Annotated in this window: 19 protein-coding genes; 18 read left to right on the top strand and 1 reads right to left on the bottom strand. The window is 55.2% G+C overall.

Translation table 11 applies throughout. The features are described 5' to 3' along the window. Positions 1 to 21: 21 nt before the first annotated feature. The 10 genes from ACLGL1_RS06630 (at position 22) to ACLGL1_RS06585 (ending at position 10752) form a co-directional block, all read left to right on the top strand. Complete coding sequence (locus ACLGL1_RS06630) at positions 22 to 1389, top strand: UDP-N-acetylmuramoyl-tripeptide--D-alanyl-D-alanine ligase (RefSeq protein WP_411007918.1); 1368 nt, start codon at positions 22 to 24, stop codon at positions 1387 to 1389. Positions 1390 to 1407: 18 nt separating this feature from the next. Next, the gene (gene mraY / locus ACLGL1_RS06625) at positions 1408 to 2403 is read left to right on the top strand and encodes a phospho-N-acetylmuramoyl-pentapeptide-transferase (RefSeq protein WP_411007917.1); all 996 of its coding nucleotides are present in this window, start codon (positions 1408 to 1410) and stop codon (positions 2401 to 2403) included. A 3-nt stretch (positions 2404 to 2406) separates the two neighbouring features. After that, positions 2407 to 3756: a UDP-N-acetylmuramoyl-L-alanine--D-glutamate ligase gene (gene murD / locus ACLGL1_RS06620; RefSeq protein WP_411007916.1), complete on the top strand. Its 1350-nt coding sequence runs from the start codon at positions 2407 to 2409 to the stop codon at positions 3754 to 3756. Continuing rightward, positions 3749 to 5203 carry an FtsW/RodA/SpoVE family cell cycle protein gene (locus ACLGL1_RS06615; RefSeq protein WP_411007915.1) on the top strand — a complete coding sequence of 485 codons (1455 nt, stop codon included), beginning with the start codon at positions 3749 to 3751 and terminating at the stop codon, positions 5201 to 5203. The genes murD and ACLGL1_RS06615 overlap by 8 nt, the downstream gene beginning before the upstream one ends. A 51-nt stretch (positions 5204 to 5254) precedes the next feature. After that, positions 5255 to 6370, top strand: a complete 1116-nt coding sequence (gene murG, locus ACLGL1_RS06610) for an undecaprenyldiphospho-muramoylpentapeptide beta-N-acetylglucosaminyltransferase (RefSeq protein ID WP_411007914.1) — start codon at positions 5255 to 5257, stop codon at positions 6368 to 6370. 17 nt (positions 6371 to 6387) lie between these two features. Beyond that, entirely contained in the window at positions 6388 to 7767 is a 1380-nt protein-coding gene (murC, locus tag ACLGL1_RS06605; RefSeq protein ID WP_411007913.1) for a UDP-N-acetylmuramate--L-alanine ligase, read from the top strand. Between the two features lie 28 nt (positions 7768 to 7795). Beyond that, complete coding sequence (locus tag ACLGL1_RS06600) at positions 7796 to 8764, top strand: cell division protein FtsQ/DivIB (protein WP_408977822.1); 969 nt, start codon at positions 7796 to 7798, stop codon at positions 8762 to 8764. A 100-nt stretch (positions 8765 to 8864) separates the two neighbouring features. Further along, positions 8865 to 9950, top strand: a complete 1086-nt coding sequence (gene ftsZ, locus ACLGL1_RS06595; protein WP_408977821.1) for a cell division protein FtsZ — start codon at positions 8865 to 8867, stop codon at positions 9948 to 9950. A gap of 173 nt (positions 9951 to 10123) precedes the next feature. After that, positions 10124 to 10333, top strand: coding sequence for a hypothetical protein (locus ACLGL1_RS06590; protein WP_408977820.1), 210 nt, complete (start codon positions 10124 to 10126; stop codon positions 10331 to 10333). 23 nt (positions 10334 to 10356) lie between these two features. Further along, positions 10357 to 10752, top strand: a complete 396-nt coding sequence (locus tag ACLGL1_RS06585) for a hypothetical protein (protein ID WP_408977819.1) — start codon at positions 10357 to 10359, stop codon at positions 10750 to 10752. Positions 10753 to 10804: 52 nt separating this feature from the next. On the opposite strand, the gene ACLGL1_RS06580 is transcribed toward ACLGL1_RS06585, so the two are convergent. Next, positions 10805 to 11380 carry a 5-formyltetrahydrofolate cyclo-ligase gene (locus ACLGL1_RS06580; protein ID WP_411007912.1) on the bottom strand — a complete coding sequence of 192 codons (576 nt, stop codon included), beginning with the start codon at positions 11378 to 11380 and terminating at the stop codon, positions 10805 to 10807. Positions 11381 to 11567: 187 nt separating this feature from the next. On the opposite strand from ACLGL1_RS06580, the gene ACLGL1_RS06575 reads away from it, so the two are divergent. From ACLGL1_RS06575 to ACLGL1_RS06540, 8 genes are all read left to right on the top strand, one after another. Further along, positions 11568 to 11855, top strand: coding sequence for a co-chaperone GroES (locus ACLGL1_RS06575; RefSeq protein ID WP_411007911.1), 288 nt, complete (start codon positions 11568 to 11570; stop codon positions 11853 to 11855). Between the two features lie 44 nt (positions 11856 to 11899). After that, positions 11900 to 13525: a chaperonin GroEL gene (gene groL, locus ACLGL1_RS06570; protein WP_411007910.1), complete on the top strand. Its 1626-nt coding sequence runs from the start codon at positions 11900 to 11902 to the stop codon at positions 13523 to 13525. 138 nt (positions 13526 to 13663) lie between these two features. Continuing rightward, complete coding sequence (gene asnB, locus ACLGL1_RS06565) at positions 13664 to 15517, top strand: asparagine synthase (glutamine-hydrolyzing) (protein WP_411007909.1); 1854 nt, start codon at positions 13664 to 13666, stop codon at positions 15515 to 15517. An 85-nt stretch (positions 15518 to 15602) separates the two neighbouring features. Next, positions 15603 to 15866, top strand: coding sequence for a GIY-YIG nuclease family protein (locus ACLGL1_RS06560; RefSeq protein ID WP_411007908.1), 264 nt, complete (start codon positions 15603 to 15605; stop codon positions 15864 to 15866). After that, positions 15863 to 18451, top strand: coding sequence for a DNA polymerase I (gene polA / locus ACLGL1_RS06555; RefSeq protein WP_411007907.1), 2589 nt, complete (start codon positions 15863 to 15865; stop codon positions 18449 to 18451). The genes ACLGL1_RS06560 and polA overlap by 4 nt, the downstream gene beginning before the upstream one ends. Before the next feature lie 14 nt (positions 18452 to 18465). After that, the gene (mutM, locus tag ACLGL1_RS06550; protein ID WP_411007906.1) at positions 18466 to 19296 is read left to right on the top strand and encodes a bifunctional DNA-formamidopyrimidine glycosylase/DNA-(apurinic or apyrimidinic site) lyase; all 831 of its coding nucleotides are present in this window, start codon (positions 18466 to 18468) and stop codon (positions 19294 to 19296) included. Between the two features lie 9 nt (positions 19297 to 19305). After that, the gene (gene coaE, locus ACLGL1_RS06545) at positions 19306 to 19893 is read left to right on the top strand and encodes a dephospho-CoA kinase (protein ID WP_411007905.1); all 588 of its coding nucleotides are present in this window, start codon (positions 19306 to 19308) and stop codon (positions 19891 to 19893) included. Beyond that, entirely contained in the window at positions 19894 to 21075 is a 1182-nt protein-coding gene (locus ACLGL1_RS06540) for an MFS transporter (protein ID WP_411007904.1), read from the top strand. Positions 21076 to 21117 lie beyond the last annotated feature (42 nt).

Genomic DNA, 21117 nt, shown 5'->3' with positions numbered 1-21117 from the left:
CATAAAATATCGAGGTGTCTTATGTACCAACTAGATACAGACCAATTGGCCCATGCCCTAGGCTATCCCCATAAGGGGGAGGCCAAGATACCGGCCCGGGTCGTCTTTGATAGCCGGGAAGTCAGCCCGGGGGACTTGTTTGTGGCCATCCAAGGCGACCGGGTCAACGGAGCGGACTATATCCCGACGGCCCTGGAAAAGGGGGCCATCGGCTATGTGGCCGATGCCGCGTATGATTACCCCGGCGCAGCCCATATTATAGTGGAAGATGGTCTGGCCTTTATGCAGGCCCTGGGCCGTTTCATGCGGATCCGCTTCCAGGGGCCGGTGATTGCCGTCACCGGGAGCCAGGGGAAAACCAGTTGCAAGGACCTCTTGACCCATGTCCTCCGGCAAGACCACCAAGTGGTGGTGACCCATGAAAACCAAAACAATGAACTGGGCCTCCCCATGACCCTAACCCGGCTCACCGAGGAGACAGATATCCTTATCGTTGAGATGGGCATGTCTGGTTTCGGGGAAATTGCCTTCCTGGCCAATATCGCCTGGCCCAGCCATGCCCTCATCACCAACATCGGTATTGTCCACGCAGAAATCCTCGGCAGCCAGGCGGGGATTGCCAGGGCAAAAAGTGAATTATTCCCATATGTGCCACAAAATGGTACAATTGCAGTAAGGGAGGCCGACCGAGACCTCTTGGCCCCCTATTTAAAAGAAACCGCAGCCTCTTTTTTATGGACCAGCCTTGAAGCCGGCGCCAATACGCGTTACTATGCTAGAGACTTGGTCCTGGATACCGACCGGAGTCGCTTTCACTTTTGTGGGCCAGCAGGGTCCTTTCCCGTGGACCTGCCCTATGCCGGCCAGCACCAGGTGGAGAATGCCCTCTTGGTCATTGCCACCGCCCTGGCCCTAGGCGAAAAGCCTGAAAGTATCCAAAAGGGCCTGGCTGGGGCCTTTCCCCTGTCGTCCAACCGGATGGAGCAGGTGGTATCGGGCCAAAGGCTGATTTTAAACGATAGCTACAATGCCAACCCGGCCTCTGTCCAGGCCACCTTGAAAGTCCTGGCCGGCTACAAGGACCGGCCCCGTTGGGCTTGTATTGGCAATATGTATGAGCTGGGCCCCTATGAAAAAACGGGGCATGCAGCAGTTGGGGAGACCTTTGCCGCCCTGGCCTTAGAAAAATTAATTTGTGTTGGAGATTTGACGAAAGATACCGCCCAGGCAGCCATTGCTGCCGGCCTGCCTGCAGAGGCAGTGGTGACCGTGGAAGATAGCGCTGAGGCCCTGGCTTACCTGCAGGACCAGCTGCCGGCTGATGCGGTGCTCCTGGTGAAGGGGAGCCACAGTATGCACATGGATACCATTGTCGGCGGATTAATCTGACGTCTGGAGGGAACTATTTTGAATTTTATTCTGTCAATATTAGCTTTGGCCCTTGGTTTTTTTCTGACAGTCGTGGCCACCCGCAAGCTTATTCCGATCCTGACCCGGATGAAGTTTGGGCAGGAAATTCGTGAAGAGGGGCCTCAGAGCCACCTGCAAAAAAAAGGCACGCCGACCATGGGCGGGGCCGTTTTTGCGCCGGTCATGGCCCTGGCCGTCTTCCTGACCAATGGGGTGAACCGGTATTCCGTCTTCCTGGTCTTGTGCGCCAGCCTCTTTGGTCTGATCGGTTTTTTAGATGACGGATTAAAACTATTCAACCACCGGTCGCTGGGCCTGCGGGCCTGGCAAAAGGTGGGCCTGCAACTGGTCATCGTCGGTGTGGTCTTGGCCTTGGGCCTTGGCCTGGTGGGCCTGGCTCCGGGGTTTTGGATCCCGGGCTTTCAGCTGGCCCTCAAGCAACCAGTCTTTTATATGGCTGTCATGGTCATTGTCCTGGTGGGCACGACCAATGCCGCCAATTTAACGGACGGCCTGGATGGGCTCTTAAGCGGGACCAGTCTGGTCATCGCCGTGGGTTTTTTCATTATTTCCGTGTGGTACATGCTGCCCTCGGGGATGGCCTTTTCGGCAGCCCTGATCGGTGTCCTCTTAGGCTTCTTTTACTTTAACCGCCATCCGGCCTCTATTTTCATGGGTGATACCGGCTCCTTTTTCATCGGCGGGGCCATGGCCGGCCTGGCCATGCTGACCAAGACAGAACTGCTCCTGCCCCTAATCTGCCTGGTCTATGTCCTAGAGGCCTTATCGGTTATCATCCAGGTCCTGGTCTTTAAGCGGACCGGCAAGCGGGTCTTTCGCATGTCGCCCCTCCACCACCACTTTGAGCTGGGTGGGCTGAAAGAAGAGCAGGTGCTGTATTTATTTATGATTATCACCGGGATCAGTGTGCTCCTGGCCCTCTTGGTGGTCCATGGGGCTGACCCGGCTTTGCTGCAACAATTAAGGGGATAGCAAATGAAGCGTTACTTAATTATCGGGGCGGCCCGGAGCGGACTGGCCTGTGCAGACTACCTGTTAAGGAAAAAAAATACCGAAGTCATCCTGGCGGATTCTGATCCGGGCAAGGAGGCGGCAACGGTGGAATATTTTGCCAACCGGTCTATCCAGCTGATTTGGGGTAGGCCTGATATTGATGCCCTGAAACCGGATATCCTGGTCTTAAGCCCCGGGGTGCCGCCGCAGATTGGACCGGTCCAAGAGGCCCTGGCGGCCGGCATTCCGGTGATTTCAGAACCGGAGCTGGCCTACCGGGAAGGGCGGGCCCGCTGGTTTGGTATCACCGGGACCAATGGTAAAACGACCACCACGGCTCTGGCGGCCCACCTCCTGGAGGGATTTGGGGCGCCGGTTTTTTGTGGAGGTAATATCGGAACCCCGCTCATTTCTGCGGTTCCGGACCTGCCGGAAGAGGCCGTGGTGGTGGCGGAACTATCCAGCTTCCAGCTGGAACTGATTGACCGCTTTCGCCCCAATGCAGCGGCCTACCTGAACCTGACCCCGGACCACCTGGACCGGCATGGGACCCTGGAGGCCTATGCCGAAGCAAAAGCCCGGATTTTTGAAAACCAGGGGCCGGAAGACCTCCTCATCGCCAACTACGATGACCCTACGGTTTGCCAATTAGCCGAACGGGCAGGGGGGCAGGTCTGGTATTTCAGCCTGAAGGCGCAGCCGCCCCTGGGCATGTGGGAAAAAGAGGGGAAGCTGATGGTGCGCCTCCAGCCCCAAGATGCGCCCCACTGCCTGCTTGACCGATCAGACATTGCCCTGCCCGGGGCCCATAATACGGAAAATATCATGGCAGCGGTCCTCGGGGCCTTGTATTTCGGGGCGGATGAAGCCCATATCTGCCAGCAGTTGCGGACCTTCCACAGTGTGGCCCACCGGCTTGAACCGGTGAGGGACCTGGCCGGCGTCCGCTATGTTAATGACAGTAAGGGGACCAACCCGGATGCAACAGAAAAGGCCTTGCAGGCCTATGATGAGCCCATTGTGATCATCCTGGGCGGACGGAATAAGGGCAATAGCTTTGACCCTTTAGTCCCCCTTATTCAGGATAAATGTCGGCATGTGGTCCTGGTCGGTGAGGCCAAGGCGGATATCCGCCAGGCCCTGGACCGGTTCGCCTATACAGACTACAGCGCGGCCGCAAGCTTTGAAGAAGCCGTCAGCCTGGCCCAGCAAGCGGCCCAGCCCGGGGACGTGGTCCTGCTCAGTCCGGCCTGTGCCAGCTGGGATATGTTCCCCAACTATGAGGTGCGGGGCGATTTATTTAAGAAGTTGGTGAACGAACTCGATGGCTAAAATTCCTAGAAACCGCTGGTCGGACCAGAGCGAGGCAGAAGAGCGGCGGAAAAAGTCGCAAAAGGCCAACCTGGTCCGCCACCTGGGTGGGGACAAGCGTCCGGACGAGGCCCACCGCCAGCCGGACAGGCAGGGGGCCAAACGCCAGTCTGGGGCGGCCCGGCAAGACCAGTCTCTCCACCGGGACCAGGGCGACCCCGCTACTGGCTCGCGCTTTCGGGTCAAAGACCAGCCCCTTAAAGATAAGAAGGCGAAAAGCAAGAAAGATAAACATAAAGACAAGAATAGCAAAAAAAGCTGGCTCAGCGGTTACCGCCGGGCCAGGTGGGCTGAGGTCCAGGGGGTTCGGACAGGTCCGGACCTGATGCTCCTGCAGATTTCCCTAATTCTTCTGGCAGTGGGCCTGGTCATGGTCCTGTCCTCCAGCTCCTATGAGGGTCTCATGCTCCATGGGCAGGGAGGCTATTACTTCGCCCGCCAGCTCTTTATGACCATAGGCGGGGTCCTGGCCCTGGTCATCATGCTCTTTTTTAATCCGGAAATCATTCGCCGTTTTGCTCCTGTGGCCCTGGTTGCCGTTATTGGCCTTATTATCGTGGCCTCCTTCTTTACAGATGCCCAGTATGGGGCCCGCCGCTGGATCAGCATTTTCGGGATGAGCTTCATGCCTTCCGACTTAGCCAAGCCGGTACTGGTCGTGGTTTTTGCCGGCCAGTTGGAAAAGGTCCGGGACCGGCTCGATGAATTACCGGAGTACGGTAAAACCCTGATTGCTATGATGGTCGTACCGGCCCTGGTGGTCATTGAAGACTTGGGCACCGGCGTTGTTTTGGCCGGCTGCCTCTTTGCCATGCTCTATATTGCCGGGGCACCTAAAAAGTATATCCTGGGGACCATGGGCCTGGGCCTAGTGGCCTTCGGCGCTGCCGTTGCCTACAAGCCCTACCGCCTGGCCCGGCTCACCAGCTTTATTAACCCTATGGATCCGGAAAAGATGGAGGCCGGGAGCTTTCAATTGGTACAGAGCCTTTATGCCTTTGGAGATGGCGGCCTTTTTGGGGTCGGCCTGGGTAATGGGGGGCAGAAGTTAAGCCACCTCTTTGGGTCCCACACCGACTTCATCTACGCTGTTATCGGTGAAGAGCTGGGCCTCATTGGGGCCGGCTGTGTCCTGGCCCTCTTTATCGCCTTTGCCTGGCGGGGCCTGTGGATATCTATGCATATTCGTGACTTTTATAAGTCCCTGGTGACCTTTGGCCTGACGGTGATGATTTCCCTCCAAGCCTTTATCAATATGGGGGTGGCCGTTGGTGTCCTGCCGGTTACGGGGATTGCCCTGCCCTTCATCAGTTACGGGGGGTCCTCCCTGATCGTTACCCTGGCAACGGTGGGCTATTTGCTGAATCTTTCCCGGTATGTTAAGCGGTCAGGTAAAAGTAATCAATGAATCCTCCCGCATTGCGTGATATAATAACGAGGATATGAGGGGAGCGAGACAATGGGTGTGATCGTTACCGGTGGTGGTACCGGCGGGCATATTTACCCGGCCTTGGCCATCGCCGAAGAAATAAAAAAAAGATATCCGCAAGTGGATATCCTCTATATTGGCAGTGAGACAGGCCTGGAGGCGGACATTGTGCCCAAGACAGGTCTGCCTTTTGCCGCTATTACAGCGAAGGGTTTTACCCGAAAATTATCCCTGGATACCCTTCGTACCCTGCAAGCCACGGGCAAGGGTTTTCGGATGGCCCGGCAGATTCTGAAAGATTTTAAGGCCCATACGGTCATCGGGACCGGGGGCTTTGTCTGCGGGTCTGTCATGCTTGCAGCCAAGGGGCAGGGGGCCCGGCTCTTTTTACATGAACAGAATGCCTACCCGGGGGTGACCAACCGCCTGCTGGCCCCCTTATCCGACGGGGTAATGCTGAACTTTAGCGAAGCCCGGGGTCGGTTTAAGGGTAAGACGCCGATGTATGTAACCGGACTTCCGGTCCGGGCCGATATCGGCCGCTATTCAAAGGCGGAAGGCCTGGCCCACTTTGGTCTGGCTGAAGACAAAAAGACCCTTTTAATCACCGGGGGTAGCCGAGGGGCCAGGACCATCAATCAAACGATGAGTCAAATCCTCCCGGCCCTCTTGAAAAGTGAGGATGTCCAGGTGATTTTTATCAGCGGGCGGAACGGGTATGAGGAAACCCGGGGTCTCATTCGGGCAGCCGGCCTATCAGATACAGGGACGCCGGGCCTTAAATTATTAGACTATCTCTATGACATGCCCCTGGCCCTGGCCGCAGCCGACCTAGCCGTAGGCAGAGCCGGTGCGACTTTCCTGGCGGAACTTTCGGCCACTGGCCTGCCGGCGGTTCTTTTACCCTACCCCTATGCCAGCGAGAACCACCAGGCCCACAATGCCCAGGCCATTGTTGATGCAGGCGCTGCGGAGATGATTTTAGATGCCCAGTGCACCGGTCCGCTGATGTTAGAGACCTTAGAACGTTTTTTAGATGACGATGACTATCGCCGGGGAATGGCCAAGCAGATGAAAGCCTTAGCCAAACCCAATGCTTTAGCCGATATTATGGCCGTATTAGAAAAGCAGGGTAGTCTTCAGTAGGAAGGAGCTGCGCGCAGATGACGCTTGAAGGCAAGACAAAAATACATTTTATCGGTATAGGAGGCATCGGCATGAGTGCCATTGCCGAAATTCTCCTGGCGCTCGGGTATGAGGTGAGCGGTTCGGATGTGGCCCTATCTTCCCGGGTCCAGCGTCTGATGACCCTAGGGGCCCGGATTGACATCGGTCAATCTGCCGACCACATACATAAGGACATGGACCTGGTCGTCCATTCCACGGCGATTCGGCTGGATAACCCGGAACGCCGGGCAGCAGAAGCCCTGCATATTCCCGTTTGCCACCGGTCAGAAGTATTGGGCGAATTAATGCGCCGACAAAAGGGCATCTGCGTCGCCGGGAGCCATGGAAAGACAACCACCAGCTCCATGGTTTCCCTGGTCTTAGAAAAAAATAACCTGGACCCCACCATTGTCGTCGGTGGCGTTATCAATGAAATCGGCAGTAATGCCAAGCTGGGCCGGGGGGAATACCTGGCCGCCGAAGCCGATGAAAGCGACGGCAGCTTCTTAAACCTCCACCCCTGGTATACCATCGTCACCAATGTAGAAGAGGACCACCTGGATCATTACAAGGATATCAAGGCCATCCAGGATATTTTCCGCCGCTTCGTTCAACTGACGGCAGTCGATGGCCACGTCCTCCTATGTGCCGACTGCCCCGAGGCCCTGGCCCTCAAAGAAGTGGCCCCGGCTGATGTAAAGACCTATGGCTACAGTGACCAGGCCGATTATCGGATTTGTAACCACCAGCAAAAGGGCAGCCTCAATGAGGCTGATATTTACCAGGGCAGCGACTATCTGGGCCGGCTGGAACTCATCATTCCCGGCCGCCACAATATGCAGAATGCCCTGGCAGCCACCATCTGTACCATGGACCTGGGCCTGTCTTTTGAGGCCATTGCCGCGACTCTGCGGGGCTTCCATGGAACCAAGCGCCGCTTTCAGCTGGTTGGGGATGTGGCAGACATCCAAGTCGTCGATGACTATGCCCACCATCCCACAGAAATCAGTGCCACCATCCAGGCCGCCAAAGACTGTCACACCGGCCGGGTGGTCGCAGTCTTCCAGCCCCACCGCTATAGCCGGACCCAGTTTTTAGCGGATAAGTTCGCCGCAGCCCTGTCTGCAGCCGATGATATTTTTCTTTTAGACGTTTATCCGGCGGGGGAAGACCCCATCGAAGGGGTTTCCAGCCAACTGATTTTAGACTGCCTGCCTGCTGGCCGGACAGGAACCCTCTGCAAGGAAGAGGCCGTCGCCCAAGAATTGACCGGCCATCTTCAACCAGGGGATATGGTCCTGGTCATGGGGGCCGGCTCCATCTGGCAAGAGGCCCCGAATATTGTCGAGGCCTTAAAGGAAAAATACCTATCCTAACACTTTAGCGTCCACAAGGAGGTGAACGATGTTAAAAAGAAAGAAAAACGACCCAACCCCCTCGCCGGCAGAACCGGCTGACGAAAGCCCCAGCGGGCAGCTGGAAGAGCGGGCTGGCGGAAGAAAAAGGAAACTCTCAGCGGAATTTCAGCTGACGATTATCCTGTCTGTCATCTTTACCATCATCGTTTCCCTTGCCTTGTCGCCCCTGATGAATATCGATGCCGTTGCCATCACCGGCAACCAGGCGGTATCGAAACAGCATGTGACCCAACTGGCCAACCACCCCCAGGGGCAGAACCTTTTCCTATATAAAAAGGGAGAGGCCATCCGCTCTCTGGAAAGCCACCCCTATATTAAAGAAGCCAGCATCCACCGCCACCTGCCCCACAGCCTGAGCATTGAAGTCAAGGAACGGCGGGCTGTCGGTGTCCTGGTCAACCGGGGGATTTTTCTCCAGTTTAGCGCTGACGGGTTACTACTCAACAGCACCCCAACCCTAGAGAATACGACCATCCCCATCATTACGGGCATATCCTTAAAGGCCGTTCCCCAACCTGGTGGGAAAATAAAAAACGAAGCCTTTGAACAAGCCCTGGCCGTGGTCAACGCCATGCCCAAAGACTTGCTGGCCGGCATTCAGGAAATCAATATTGCCGAAAAGGATAATATCCTGGCCTACACCTCGAACGGTATTGAGGTCCGGATTGGCAGTATTAAAAAGATTGAGAGCCGGATGTCCGCCTTGAACGATATTATGAAACAAGTGATTCTTTCCAACGCCGTTCAGGGTAAGGTAGAGTATATTGATATGCGCTACAGCAAGTCGCCTATTTTAAAACTCAAGGGCCAGGATGGCAGCGCCATTCCCCTGGATATGGAAGGGGCAGGAATGCCCATTTCTGCAGAAAGAGAGGCCCAACGGGTTGAAGGCACCACGGAAGCCGTTGCTGAAGGAGACCCGGAAACGGGCCAGGATGAAAATGACCAGGCTTAGCCGATCCCACTCTTGCATCTTAAATTGAGAAATTAATTGCAAGAAAGGGTTATATGGTATATCATAAAGATAAATATTGCGATTTTTCGGAGGGGATAGCATGTTCCAACTTGATGATAATGTTGCAAACAACGCTGCGGTCATTAAAGTGATCGGCGTTGGCGGCGGTGGCGGAAACGCCGTAAACCGCATGATTGAAGCCAAAGTGCAAGGTGTTGAATTTATCGTTGCCAATACCGATGCTCAGGTGCTGGCACACTCAGAAGCAGACCAAAAAATCCAACTGGGGAGCAAGCTCACCCGGGGCCTCGGTGCAGGCGGTAACCCTGAAGTTGGTGAAAAGGCCGCAGAAGAAAGCCGGGAAGAAATAGCAGAAGCCCTTGAAGGCGCTGACCTGGTCTTTGTGACGGCCGGTATGGGCGGCGGGACAGGCACCGGTGCAGCACCGGTTGTTGCTGAAATCGCCAAAAGCCAAGGGGCGCTGACCATTGGCGTTGTCACCAAACCCTTTGCCTTTGAAGGGAAAAAACGCAAGAGCAATGCTGCCCAAGGGATTGCTGTTTTAACCGACAAGGTCGACTCTCTAGTGACCATTCCTAATGATCGCTTACTTGAAATTGCCAGCAAGGAAACCACCCTTGAAGAAGCCTTTGATATCGCTGATGATGTCTTAAGACAAGGGGTCCAGGGTATTTCCGATACCATTACCAAAGTGGCTATGATCAACTTGGACTTCGCTGACGTCCGGTCTACCATGCAAAATACCGGTACAGCACTGATGGGTGTTGGCTACGGCAAGGGTGAAGACCGGGCCGTTGCTGCCGCAAAAGCTGCTATTTCATCCCCTCTCCTTGAAACCTCTATAGATGGGGCTTCTGCTATCCTGATGAACGTTTCCGGGGATAACCCGACCCTCTTGGAAGCTCAAGCAGCAGCAGATTATATTTATGAAGCCGCCGGTGCTGACGCAGACGTTATCTTTGGGGCCATTAACGATCCGGATGCCAAGGACGACATCAAAATTACGGTTATCGCCACTGGTTTCCAACCGGATGACCGCAATACCTATGATACGAATGCCTACAAGGCTGGTGGCCAACAACGGACCAGCCGGTCCAGCAGCAAGGATAAGTTTACGGATGTTCACATTCCGGACTTCCTGAAAAAAGGCAACCGTAACTTCTAATTGGGATTTACTGATCAGCGAGACCTTGGCGGCCTCGCTGATTTTTATTTCAAAGCAAAAAAAGCGAACATACAATCGAAAATCCTCTTGACAAGGTACATTTGTTTGGTAAAATATAAGAAAACACGTTCGGGGAACTTGGGTTCTCATTTTCTTGTCAGGAGGAAGGACTTATGAAAGTAATTGGCGTAGCTTTAATGACCTGTGCATCCATCTTTTTATTCGTGATGTCGGTAGGACTTGTGGAAGACCCGACGGTGTCCTTGTGGATTACAACACCCATCTCTCTGCTCAGCATGGTGGGAATCTTCATTGGCTTGGCGGCCTTTCGCATTATAGAATTCCGTCCTTATTTACACCTTTCCGAATCGCAGCGAAAATAGTGGGTGCCTGATAAGGAGGCCCTATGAGTAGGAAGCTATCTCGCAGTGGGAAAAAGAAAAAATCACAGTATCGCAAAACAGCCAAAGAACAGGCGGAAATGGCCAAGGAGGTCACCCCGGAAGAGCGGGGGATGGAGAAGAAGCGGTTACGGTTCAATGGGGTTGCCCTGGGCCTTTTAACCGCCGCCTTAATCCTCATGCTGGGCGCCCCGACCTTTGACCGGATGGGCTTCCTGCCCTATCAGGCCGGTACCATTTTAGCTTATGTCTGTTCGCTGGTGGCTGGTGCCCTGATGCTCTATTCTTTAAAATACACCCGGGAAGAGAAGAAAACCACCGGTCGGATTACCGGTGGCTTGATGGTTGGGGTTGGCCTGATTGGCTTGATTACCACCCTGTCACCCCTCTTGACCGGTTAGGCTCACCTAAAAAGACAGGTCACATCCCTTTTGGATGTGACCTGTCTTTTTCTTATGCCTGGGTATGGTAAGTGGCCTTTTCTGTAACGATAATGGATAGGGGCATATCGGTATCCTGCTGGGGAATCTTTTCACCCTTGACGACCTGGCAGTCATAGCCGGCGCCGATAATAGGGGTCCCCTCTTTTAAGCGGGGGAGGAAGCGGTCATAAAAACCGGCCCCATAGCCAATCCGGCCGCCGGTCTCGTCAAAGACCAGGCCTGGTACCAGGCAGAAATCAATTTCTTCTATAGGGACCTCTTCAATAGCCTCGGGGGCAATTTCTTCCAGACCTAGCCCGGTTGTAATGAGCGGCGTACTTGGCCGGTAGACAGAGAAAATCATCTGGTAGTTTTTTTGGCAGATGGGCAGTAGTACCCGTTTGCCTTCTGCGAAGGCGGTTTCGATTAAGTCCTGAGTTTTCAGTTCACTGCCGAAAGATAAGAATAAGGCCACGGTATCAGCCCGAAGCCATTCGGGCATGGCCGATAAACGGGCAGCGAAGGCCTTGCCGGCTAAGTCTCTTTCTTCCTGAGAGAGCGCCTTGCGGGCCTTGGTCATTTGATCGCGATAATCTTGTGCAGTCATAAGACCCCTCCTTTGTCGACAAGATTATAGCGAATGCAGCCGGTGATTGCAAGTTCCGTAAATTATCGGGGGATTGGGCAAAAAGGCTTGCATTTTTTTTTGAATCTGCTATTATATAGGTATGGTGTTAGCACTCGAATAGATTGAGTGCTAACACAAACAGGAAAGTCAATAAGGAGGCCATTTAATGAACATTAAACCGTTAGGCGACAAAGTCGTTATTAAACCCTTAAAAGTTGAGGAAAAAACCCAGAGCGGGATCGTTCTGCCCGGGTCCGCCCAAGAAAAACCCCACCAAGGGGAAATCATTGCCGTAGGCAGTGGGGTCCTGAATGACAAAGGTGACCGTGTGCCCTTGGAAGTGAAACCTGGTGATAAGGTTGTCTATGGCAAATTCGGTGGTACCGAAGTGAAACTGGATGACGAAGAAGTCGTTATTATCGCAGAAAAAGATATCTTAGTCGTTCTCGGCTAATTAAAGCTTATATACGTTTTACTTTTACTAGGAGGCTAATATAGATGGCAAAAGAAATTCGTTTTGGTGCAGAAGCACGTGCAGCCTTGGAAAAAGGGGTTAATGCAGTCGCTGACGCCGTGAGTGTAACCCTTGGGCCTAAAGGCCGTAACGTTGTTTTATCCAAACCCTACGGCGCCCCTTTAATTACCAATGACGGGGTTTCCATCGCCCGGGAAATTGAACTGGAAGACGCCTTCGAAAACATGGGTGCCCAGCTCTTAAAAGAAGTATCCATTAAAACCAACGATGTCGCCGGTGACGGGACCACCACCGCTACGGTGCTGGCGCAGGCCATGGTTCGTGAGGGTCTCAAAAATATTGCTGCCGGTGCCAATCCCATTATTCTCCGTAAGGGGATGGTGGCAGCTGCAGACAAGGCAGTTGAAGCCATTGAAAAGGTATCCAGCCCCATTAAAAATAAGGAAGCCATCGCTCAAGTGGCGGCTATTTCTTCCGGGGATGACGAAACCGGTAAGCTCATCGCTGACGCCATGGAAGTGGTTGGCAATGATGGGGTTATCACCGTTGAAGACTCTCAGACCTTCGGCACCTCTTTAGATGTCGTTGAAGGGATGCAGTTTGACCGGGGTTATATCTCTCCTTATATGGTTTCCGATACGGAAAAAATGGTGGCTTCTTTAGAAGAACCTTATATTCTGATTACGGATAAAAAAATCAGCAATGTCCAGGAAATTTTACCTGTCCTGGAGCAAGTTGTGAAAACCGGTAAGGCCCTCCTGCTCATCGCTGAAGATGTGGAAGGGGAAGCCCTGACCACAATGATCTTAAATAAACTCCGGGGCACTTTTAACTGTGTCGCTGTCAAGGCTCCTGGCTTTGGTGATCGCCGTAAAGAAATGCTCCAGGATATTGCCGTCTTAACCGGGGCTACTGTCGTCACTGAAGAATTAGGCTACAAACTGGAAGATGCAACGGTAGACATGCTCGGTTCTGCCCGCCAAATCACTGTTACCAAGGACAATACCACCATTGTTGAAGGTAAGGGGGGTAAGGAAGGCATTGACGGCCGGGTGGCTCAAATCCGTGTTCAATTAGAGGAAACCAGCTCTGACTTCGATCGGGAAAAACTGCAAGAACGTTTGGCCAAGCTGGCTGGCGGGGTTGCCGTTATCCAGGTGGGGGCTGCCACGGAAACAGAACTGGCTGAAAAGAAATTGCGGATTGAAGACGCCCTTTCTGCAACCCGGGCTGCAGTGGAAGAAGGGATTGTCGCCGGCGGCGGCACCTCCTACATTTCTGCTATGGCTGCCCTGGATGACCTCCAACTGGACGAAGCAGACGCAATGACCGGTGTGGCCCTCATTAAAAATGCCTTAGAAGCCCCGGTTCGCCAAATCGCTGAAAATGCCGGTATGGAAGGGTCTGTCGTCGTTGCGGCCGTTAAGGAAAAAGACCAGGGGATTGGTTACAATGCCCTCGCTGACCGCTACGAAGACATGATTGAAGCCGGTATCATTGACCCGGCTAAGGTCACCCGCAGTGCCCTGCAAAATGCAGTCTCCATCGCTTCTATGATCCTGACCACTGAAAGCCTGGTGGCAGATATCAAAACAGAGGACCCGATGGCCGGCGCCGGTGCAGGCGCTCCCGGTATGGGCATGATGTAAGCTTAAAAAGACTTTTAAACGGACGTAAACCTACGTCCGTTTTTTTATTTGCCGGGGCAAAAGCTTGAGCGAGGCTTCTCATTCCAGTATAATAACAAGAAGCGTAAAAAGGTACAGTCAAGCTAGAGGAGGCTACTTATGTGCGGTATTGTCGGCTACATGCCGGGAAATAAAGAAATAGACCATGCGGCAGTCATCAAGGACATGTGTGACGCGATGGCCCATCGGGGGCCGGATAGCGACGGCACCTTTATCACTGATCAAATCGTCCTGGGCTTTCGGCGGTTGAGTATCATTGACTTAAGTAATGAGGCGGACCAGCCTCTTTTCAATAAAGATAAGACCCTGGCCTTGATTTTCAATGGCGAAATCTACAACTACAAGGAACTGCGGGAGGACCTGGTCAAGCAGGGCTATACTTTTATCTCTGAAACCGATAGCGAGGTCCTGGTCCATGGCTATGATGCCTGGGGAGAAGGGGTCTTGCACAAGGTCCGAGGCATGTTCGCCTTTGCCATTTGGGATGCGAAAAAGGAGGAGCTCTTTTTAGCCCGGGACTTTTTCGGCATCAAGCCCCTTTACTATGGGGCAGCCTCCGATGACGGTAGCTTTTTCTTCGGGTCGGAAATCAAGTGCTTTTTAGAGCATCCGTCCTTCCGGAAGGCCGTCAACCCTAAGGCCCTTCGCCCCTACCTGACCTTCCAGTACCCGGCAACAGAAGAGACCTTTTTTAAGGACATCTACAAGCTGACTCCTGGCACCTGGATGAAGGTCAAGGAGGGGAAGATCACCGACCGGGGCCGATATTGGGACTTTAACTACCGGGCTGCCGGCCTGACCGATGATGAGGCTACCACCGCCATTGGGGATGTCCTCCGGGAGAGTGTCCGCTACCACCAGATGGCAGACGTCCAGGTCGGGGCCTTTTTATCCGGTGGGATTGACTCTAGTTTTATCACCGCCCTCTTCCGGCCGGAAAAGACCTTTTCCGTCGGCTTTAAGGACTATGACGGGGTCTTCAATGAAACAGACCTGGGCCGTCGGCTATCGGAAATTTTAGGTTTTACCCACTACAAGCGCCTGATCAGTGGCGATGACTTTTTCGAGGCCCTACCGACCATCCAGTACCATATGGATGAGCCCCAGTCCAACCTGTCTTCAGTGCCCCTTTACTTCCTGGCCCAGTTGGCTTCCGAACACGTTAAAGTCGTCCTTTCGGGCGAGGGGGCAGATGAGCTCTTTGGCGGCTATGACAGCTACATGGATACGCCCCACCTGGCCCTCTATAAAAAGCTCCCGGCCTTTGTCCGCCGGGGCCTCTACCAGACCGCCGGGAAGGCCTTTCCCCATTCCCGCCTGGGTGACCTGGCCGTCCGGGGCGGTCAGCCCCTCCGCGAACGCTTTGTGGGCCAGGCCCGGATTTTCTCTGATGATGAAGCGCTGGCCCTCCTGACCCCGACCTACCGGGGCGGTCCGTCAGCAACAGAGCTCCTGGCCCCTGAGTATGACCGCCTCCATGGGGAAGACGAGCTGACCACCAAGCAGGTCATCGATATCCGGACCTGGCTCCCCGGGGACATCCTCTTAAAGGCGGACAAGATGAGCTCGGCCCATTCTCTGGAACTCCGGGTGCCCTTCCTGGATAAGGAGGTCATCCACCTGGCCACCCAGCTCTCCCCGGACCAGCGGGTCTGCGATGGGGTAGCCAAGATTTCCTTGCGCAAGGCCGCCCTGGCCGAACTGCCGGAAGAGTGGGCCAAGCGGCCGAAGGTCGGTTTCCCGGTGCCCCTGCGGGACTGGCTCTGCCAGGAAAAATACTACCTGGCGGTTAAGGCCGTTTTTGAGCGCCCCTATGTGAGTGAATTCTTCAACCAGGATAAGCTCCTGGCCTACCTCCAGGACCACTATGAAGGCAAGGCCATGCGGCAGCGCTATATTTACACTGTGCTTTGCTTCCTGATTTGGTATGATGAATATTTTGTGAAAAGATAAGGAAACGGGGCCTGACCCCGTTTTTTCTTGCTATCGTTTGGTCGCCGCGGATTATGGTGTATAATGATTAAATATGAAGAGAGAAATGAAGACCTATTATACCTACCTGCTGAAGTGTGCAGACAATACCCTCTACTGCGGCTATACCGTTGACCTGGACAAGCGGCTTGCCAAGCATAATGTCGGCAAGGGCAGCAAGTATACCAGGGGGCGGTTGCCGGTAGAGCTGGTTTACTGGGAGGCCTTTGCCAGCCGGCATGAGGCCATGGCCCGGGAATACCAGCTCAAGCAGTGGACCAGGGAAGAAAAATTGGCCTTGATAAGGAATGGGAAGACAGGTGACGCATGAATACTTTTTTTATTGTAGATGGAAATAGTATTGCCAACCGTGCTTTTTATGGGGTCCCCCCCTTGACCAGCAAGGATGGGACGCCAACCAATGCGGTGGTAGGCTTTTTGAATATGCTGAAAAAGTTAATCGCTAGCGAAGAGGAGCCCTATTTGGCAGTGGCCTTTGATGAACGGGGCAAGGTCTTCCGTCATGAAAAGTTTGCAGACTACAAGGCCAACCGGAAGGGGATGCCCGATGACCTGGCGGCCCAAATGCCCCTCATCAGGGAAGTCCTGACCCTGATGCAGGTCCCCATCTTGAGTATGCCCGGCTACGAAGGGGACGATATTTTAGGGACCCTGGGTAAAAAGGCCAAGGCAGAAGGTTTTGATGTGGCCCTGGTCAGCGGGGACCGGGATACCTTCCAACTCATTGAGGACCATATCAGGGTCATCTACCCCCGCCGGGGCCTTTCTGATACGGAGGTCATGGACCTGGTAGCCCTCAAGGAAAAATATGACCTCAACCCGACCCAGATCATCGACCTCAAGGGGCTCATGGGTGATGCCTCGGATAATATCCCCGGGGTGCCCGGTGTCGGGGTCAAGACGGCGACCAAGTTCTTGCAAAAGTATGGATCTATGGAGGCCTTGTACGACCATATGGAAGACTTCGCCGGCAAGAAAATGGGCGACAAGCTGACGGAATATAAGGACCAGGCCTTCATGAGCCGGGACCTGGCTACGATTAGCACGGATGTGCCCCTGGACATCCCGCCCATGGAAGACTTTCGTCTGAAAGAGCCGGACCTGGATGGGCTCCGGGCCTTTTACAGCCGCCTGGAGCTGCGTCAATTTCTCAACCAGCTGGACGAGGGCCGGGAGCCCGAGGCCCAGCCCGAAGGGGAAGTGCACAGGGACCCGGCCGCCATCCAGGCCTGCCTGGATGGCCTGGCCGATGCCGACCAGCTGGCCATTATTTGCCGGCTGGACGACGGGCGTAAGACCCTGACCGACCTGGCCCTCAGGGGCAAGGGGAAGAACCATCATATTCCCTGCGCCGATTATGAAGGGGAAGTGGCAGAGGGCCTGGCGGACCTGCTCCAGGCCTATGGTAAGCCGGTCATCACAGATGATGCCAAGGCCTTTTACACCGCCCTGGCCCTGTGTGGCATCAAAACGGTACCGGTTGCATGGGATGCGGTCCTTTCGGACTACCTCCTGGACCCGGAAGCCGGCGACCACAGCCTGGAAGGGCAGCTGCAAAAGCGATATCAAATGGTTTTTTCAGAAGATCTTTCTGAAAAACACTATGCCCTCCTAGAGGGGCTGGAAAAGCTCCAGGCGCCGACCATTGAAGCCCTCCGAGAAGCTGATATGGCGGACCTCTACTATGCCCTGGAGCTCCCCCTGGCCCAGGTCCTGGTCAATATGGAACAGACCGGGGTTCGGCTGAATATCCCCTACCTCCAAGCCATGGAAGAGGAATTCGCCGGCCGGTTGGACAAGCTCACCGATGACATCTACGACCTGGCCGGTGAGCCCTTTAACATCAACTCTCCCAAGCAATTGGGCCAGGTCTTATTTGACCAGCTGGGCCTGCCGGTTTTGAAAAAGACCAAGACCGGCCCCTCGACCAATGCAGAGGTCCTAGACCAGCTCCGCAAGGAGCACCCCATTGTGCCCCTGATCCTGGACTACCGCCAGTTAAGCAAGTTGAAGAGCACCTACATTGACGGGCTCTTGGCCCTGGCAGATGAAGGGGGGAAGGTCTACACCCACTTTAACCAAACCCTGACCGCTACCGGACGCCTGTCCTCCAGTGAGCCCAACCTGCAAAATATACCCGTCCGCACCGATGAAGGCCGGCGGATCCGCCAGGCCTTCATCCCCTCTGAAGAGGGCCAGGTCCTCATTTCTGCCGACTACTCCCAAATCGAACTCCGGATTTTAGCGGCCATGTCCTTAGACGGCAACCTAGTGAATAGCTTTAGAAGTGAAGAAGACATCCACCGACGGACCGCCTCGGAAGTCTTCCATGTGCCTATTGACCAGGTGACGAGCCTGCAGCGGTATGCGGCCAAGGCCGTTAACTTTGGGATCATTTATGGGCAGACAGACTTTGGCCTGGCCCGAGAACTGGGCATCAGCCGGAAGGCAGCCCAGGAATATATCGATAAGTATTTTGAACGCTATCCCCTGGTTCAGAATTGGATTGATGAAGCCGTAGAGGCGGCCCGGGAAAATGGCTATGTCAAAACCATCCTCGGCCGGCGCCGGTATATCCGGGATATCCACAGCAAGAACCAGCACCAACGGCACTTTGCCGAACGGACGGCGGTCAATGCCCCCATTCAAGGCAGTGCGGCGGATGTCATCAAGCTGGCCATGCTCGATGTCAACCGGCGGCTAGAGGCCGATGACTACCGGGCCCGGATGCTCTTACAGGTTCATGATGAGCTCATCTTTGAAGCGCCGCCGGAAGAGGCCGGCATGCTTATCCAGATGGTCCATGAGGCCATGGAAGACGTGTTAGAGCTGCCGGTACCCCTCCATGTTGAGGTCAAAGTTGGCTTTAACTGGGAAGAAATGGAAACCGTTTAGGAGGAGGGACCGCTATGCCCGAATTACCAGAAGTAGAAACGGTACGCCGGGGCCTGGCGGAAAAGCTGGTCCAAGCCAGGATTGAGGCGGTCCAGGTCAGCCTGCCTAAGCAGGTCAAAAGGCCCCGGGGAGACGCCCAGGCCTTTAGCCAAGGGCTATGCGGCCGGACCCTTCAAACCCTTGACCGGCGGGGTAAGTACCTAGTCTTTACCCTCTCAGGCGGGCACTGGCTGGTCGCCCACCTGGGGATGAGTGGCCGCCTTTTGCTGAAACCTCTGCCTGAACCATCGGCTGCCCATACCCATATCGTCCTGGCCTTTGACAAGGGCCTGGCCCTGCACTACCAGGACGTCCGCCAATTTGGTGGTCTGGCCCTATGGACAGAAGACCCCTACTTGCAGGCGCCTCTGGCCAAGCTGGGGCCGGAACCCCTCAGTGATGACTTTAGCGCCGAGGGGCTTTATCAAAAGAGCCGGGGCCGGAAGCTGGCCGTCAAAAGCTTTATCCTGGACCAAAAAATCATCGCCGGCGTGGGGAATATCTATGCGGACGAGGCCCTCTTCCGGGCCGGGCTGCGGCCCCGTAAGGCCGCCGGTCGCTTGACCCGGAAGGATTGCCAGTGCTTACATTCGGCCATCCGCCAGGTGCTGGAAGAAGGCATCGCCGCCGGCGGTAGCTCCATCCGGGACTATGTCGGGGCCGATGGCCATGCAGGTGGTTACCAGCTCACCCACCAGGTCTACGGGCGGAAGGGGCAGGCCTGCCTGGTCTGCGGCAGGCCCTTAAAGAGCATCGTCGTTGGCGGCCGGTCCAGCGTCTACTGCCCCCACTGTCAGTCATCATAAGGAGGGCCTATGGCAACATATATTGGTATTACCGGTGGTATCGCTTCTGGCAAGTCTGCAGTAGGCGACTACCTGGCTAGCCTGGGTTACCCGGTCATCGATGCAGATTTAATTGCCCGGGAAGTGGTAGAGCCCGGCAGGGAAACATTAGCGGCCTTGCGGGAGGCTTTTGGGCCGGGCATTCTTTCGCCGGCAGGGGACCTGGATCGGCGCGCCCTGGCGGCCATCATCTTTAAAGATGACCAAAAGCGGAACCAGCTCAATCAAATCATCCACCCGGCCATTGACCGGGAAATGCAGAAGCGGATGGCGGCAGCCCAGTCCCAGTCCCTGGTCTTTCTCATGGTCCCCCTCTTATACGAGACCGGCTTTCAGAAATATTGCGATGAGGTCTGGCTGGTCAGGGTCAGCCGGGAAACCCAAGTCCGCCGGCTCATGGCCCGGGATGGCATTGACGCCGGCTATGCCGACCGGAAGATCCAGGCCCAGATGACCGATGAAGACCGGCTGGCTTATGGGCCGCAGGTCATCAATAATGACGGTGACCTGGCTGCCCTCCACGCCCAGGTTGATGAACTTTTAAGGGAGGCGGACTAGATGGCCCGGTCAACAACTGAGGGCCGGGACAAGCTCTGGACCGGCCCCTTTATCGCCATTGTGGTCATTAACCTGGTACTCTTTTTAAGCTTCCAGGTCCTGACACCAACCCTCCCGGTTTACGCCCAGTCCATCGGGGCCGGAGACCGGAGCATCGGCCTCTTGATTGGCCTGGTCTGTATTTCCTCAATCATTACTCGCCTTCTGGGCGGCATGCTCCTGGACCGGTTTGGGCGGAAGCTTATTTTTCTCTTGGGCCTTTTAGGGATGACGGCCTTTACCTTTGGCATTGGCTTTGTCACCACCGTCGGCCTCCTGCTCCTGGTGCGAACGGTCCAAGGCCTGGCCTGGGGGGTGGCCAGTACTTCCTCCAGCACCATGGCCGCAGACAGCATCGCTCGGTCCAGGCTGGGGGAGGGGATGGGCTACTATGGCCTCTCGACCTCCCTGGCCCTGGCCATTGCCCCGGCCCTGGGTTTATTTGTCCTCCAGGCCTACGGCTTCCATTGGGTGACCCTGATAGGGACTCTTCTTTTACTGGTCTGCCTGGTCCTCGTCGCCCTGACCCCGGAGCCTGCCTATGAGCGGGCAGCTCAGCCGGAGGCAGGGGCCAGCCTCCTGGCGGCCATGTATGAAAAAACAGCCCTCTTGCCGGCCCTGATGATGATGGCACTGACAGCTGTCATGGGGGCCAACTCAGCCTTTATAGCGGTTTCGGCCTATAGCCGGGGGGTCCGGAATATTGGCCTTTACTTTATCGTCTATGCCCTGGCCATGATCCTCTCCCGGCCCCTGGTCGGCAAGGTCGTCGACCGGTATGGCCTAGGGGTTGTCGTTTTGCCCACCCTGTCCTGCCTGGGCCTTTCCCTGGTCATGACCGCCTTTGCCGGCCATATCTGGGTTTACTGCCTGGCCGGGGCCCTTTTCGGAGCTGGCTTTGCGGCCGGGCAAACGGCCTTTCAGACCATGGCCGTCACCCTGGCCCCCCGGGGACGGATTGGGGCAGCCAATGGGACCTTCTTCGTTGGCTTCGATGGGGGGATGGCCATTGGCTCGGTTCTGGCCGGCCTGGCTGCGGACGCCTGGGGCTATGCCGGCATGTACCTCTTTTTGCTGGTCTTTATTTTCCTGGCCGCCGTCTTGTTTTTAATGGTTGGGAAAAAACGACTTGGCAGCCGGTAAATGCTTGCTTAATGACATCCTGTATGCTATACTGTCTGAGGT

The sequence above is a fragment of the Peptococcus simiae genome (assembly GCF_046569735.1).
Lineage (GTDB): Bacteria > Bacillota > Peptococcia > Peptococcales > Peptococcaceae > Peptococcus > Peptococcus simiae_A.
The sequence above is the reverse complement of the archived record's forward strand: the minus strand, read 5'-3'. Positions and strand labels throughout refer to the sequence as shown.

Excerpts from the sequence above, each read along its gene's own strand:
- ACLGL1_RS06630 (WP_411007918.1), top strand. The coding sequence starts at position 22 with ATGTACCAACTAGATACAGACCAATTGGCCCATGCCCTAGGCTATCCC.
- murD (WP_411007916.1), top strand. The coding sequence starts at position 2,407 with ATGAAGCGTTACTTAATTATCGGGGCGGCCCGGAGCGGACTGGCCTGT.
- ACLGL1_RS06615 (WP_411007915.1), top strand. The coding sequence starts at position 3,749 with ATGGCTAAAATTCCTAGAAACCGCTGGTCGGACCAGAGCGAGGCAGAA.
- murG (WP_411007914.1), top strand. The coding sequence starts at position 5,255 with ATGGGTGTGATCGTTACCGGTGGTGGTACCGGCGGGCATATTTACCCG.
- murC (WP_411007913.1), top strand. The coding sequence starts at position 6,388 with ATGACGCTTGAAGGCAAGACAAAAATACATTTTATCGGTATAGGAGGC.
- ACLGL1_RS06600 (WP_408977822.1), top strand. The coding sequence starts at position 7,796 with ATGTTAAAAAGAAAGAAAAACGACCCAACCCCCTCGCCGGCAGAACCG.
- ftsZ (WP_408977821.1), top strand. The coding sequence starts at position 8,865 with ATGTTCCAACTTGATGATAATGTTGCAAACAACGCTGCGGTCATTAAA.
- ACLGL1_RS06590 (WP_408977820.1), top strand. The coding sequence starts at position 10,124 with ATGAAAGTAATTGGCGTAGCTTTAATGACCTGTGCATCCATCTTTTTA.
- ACLGL1_RS06585 (WP_408977819.1), top strand. The coding sequence starts at position 10,357 with ATGAGTAGGAAGCTATCTCGCAGTGGGAAAAAGAAAAAATCACAGTAT.
- ACLGL1_RS06580 (WP_411007912.1), bottom strand. The coding sequence starts at position 11,380 with ATGACTGCACAAGATTATCGCGATCAAATGACCAAGGCCCGCAAGGCG.
- ACLGL1_RS06575 (WP_411007911.1), top strand. The coding sequence starts at position 11,568 with ATGAACATTAAACCGTTAGGCGACAAAGTCGTTATTAAACCCTTAAAA.
- groL (WP_411007910.1), top strand. The coding sequence starts at position 11,900 with ATGGCAAAAGAAATTCGTTTTGGTGCAGAAGCACGTGCAGCCTTGGAA.
- asnB (WP_411007909.1), top strand. The coding sequence starts at position 13,664 with ATGTGCGGTATTGTCGGCTACATGCCGGGAAATAAAGAAATAGACCAT.
- ACLGL1_RS06560 (WP_411007908.1), top strand. The coding sequence starts at position 15,603 with ATGAAGACCTATTATACCTACCTGCTGAAGTGTGCAGACAATACCCTC.
- polA (WP_411007907.1), top strand. The coding sequence starts at position 15,863 with ATGAATACTTTTTTTATTGTAGATGGAAATAGTATTGCCAACCGTGCT.
- mutM (WP_411007906.1), top strand. The coding sequence starts at position 18,466 with ATGCCCGAATTACCAGAAGTAGAAACGGTACGCCGGGGCCTGGCGGAA.
- coaE (WP_411007905.1), top strand. The coding sequence starts at position 19,306 with ATGGCAACATATATTGGTATTACCGGTGGTATCGCTTCTGGCAAGTCT.
- ACLGL1_RS06540 (WP_411007904.1), top strand. The coding sequence starts at position 19,894 with ATGGCCCGGTCAACAACTGAGGGCCGGGACAAGCTCTGGACCGGCCCC.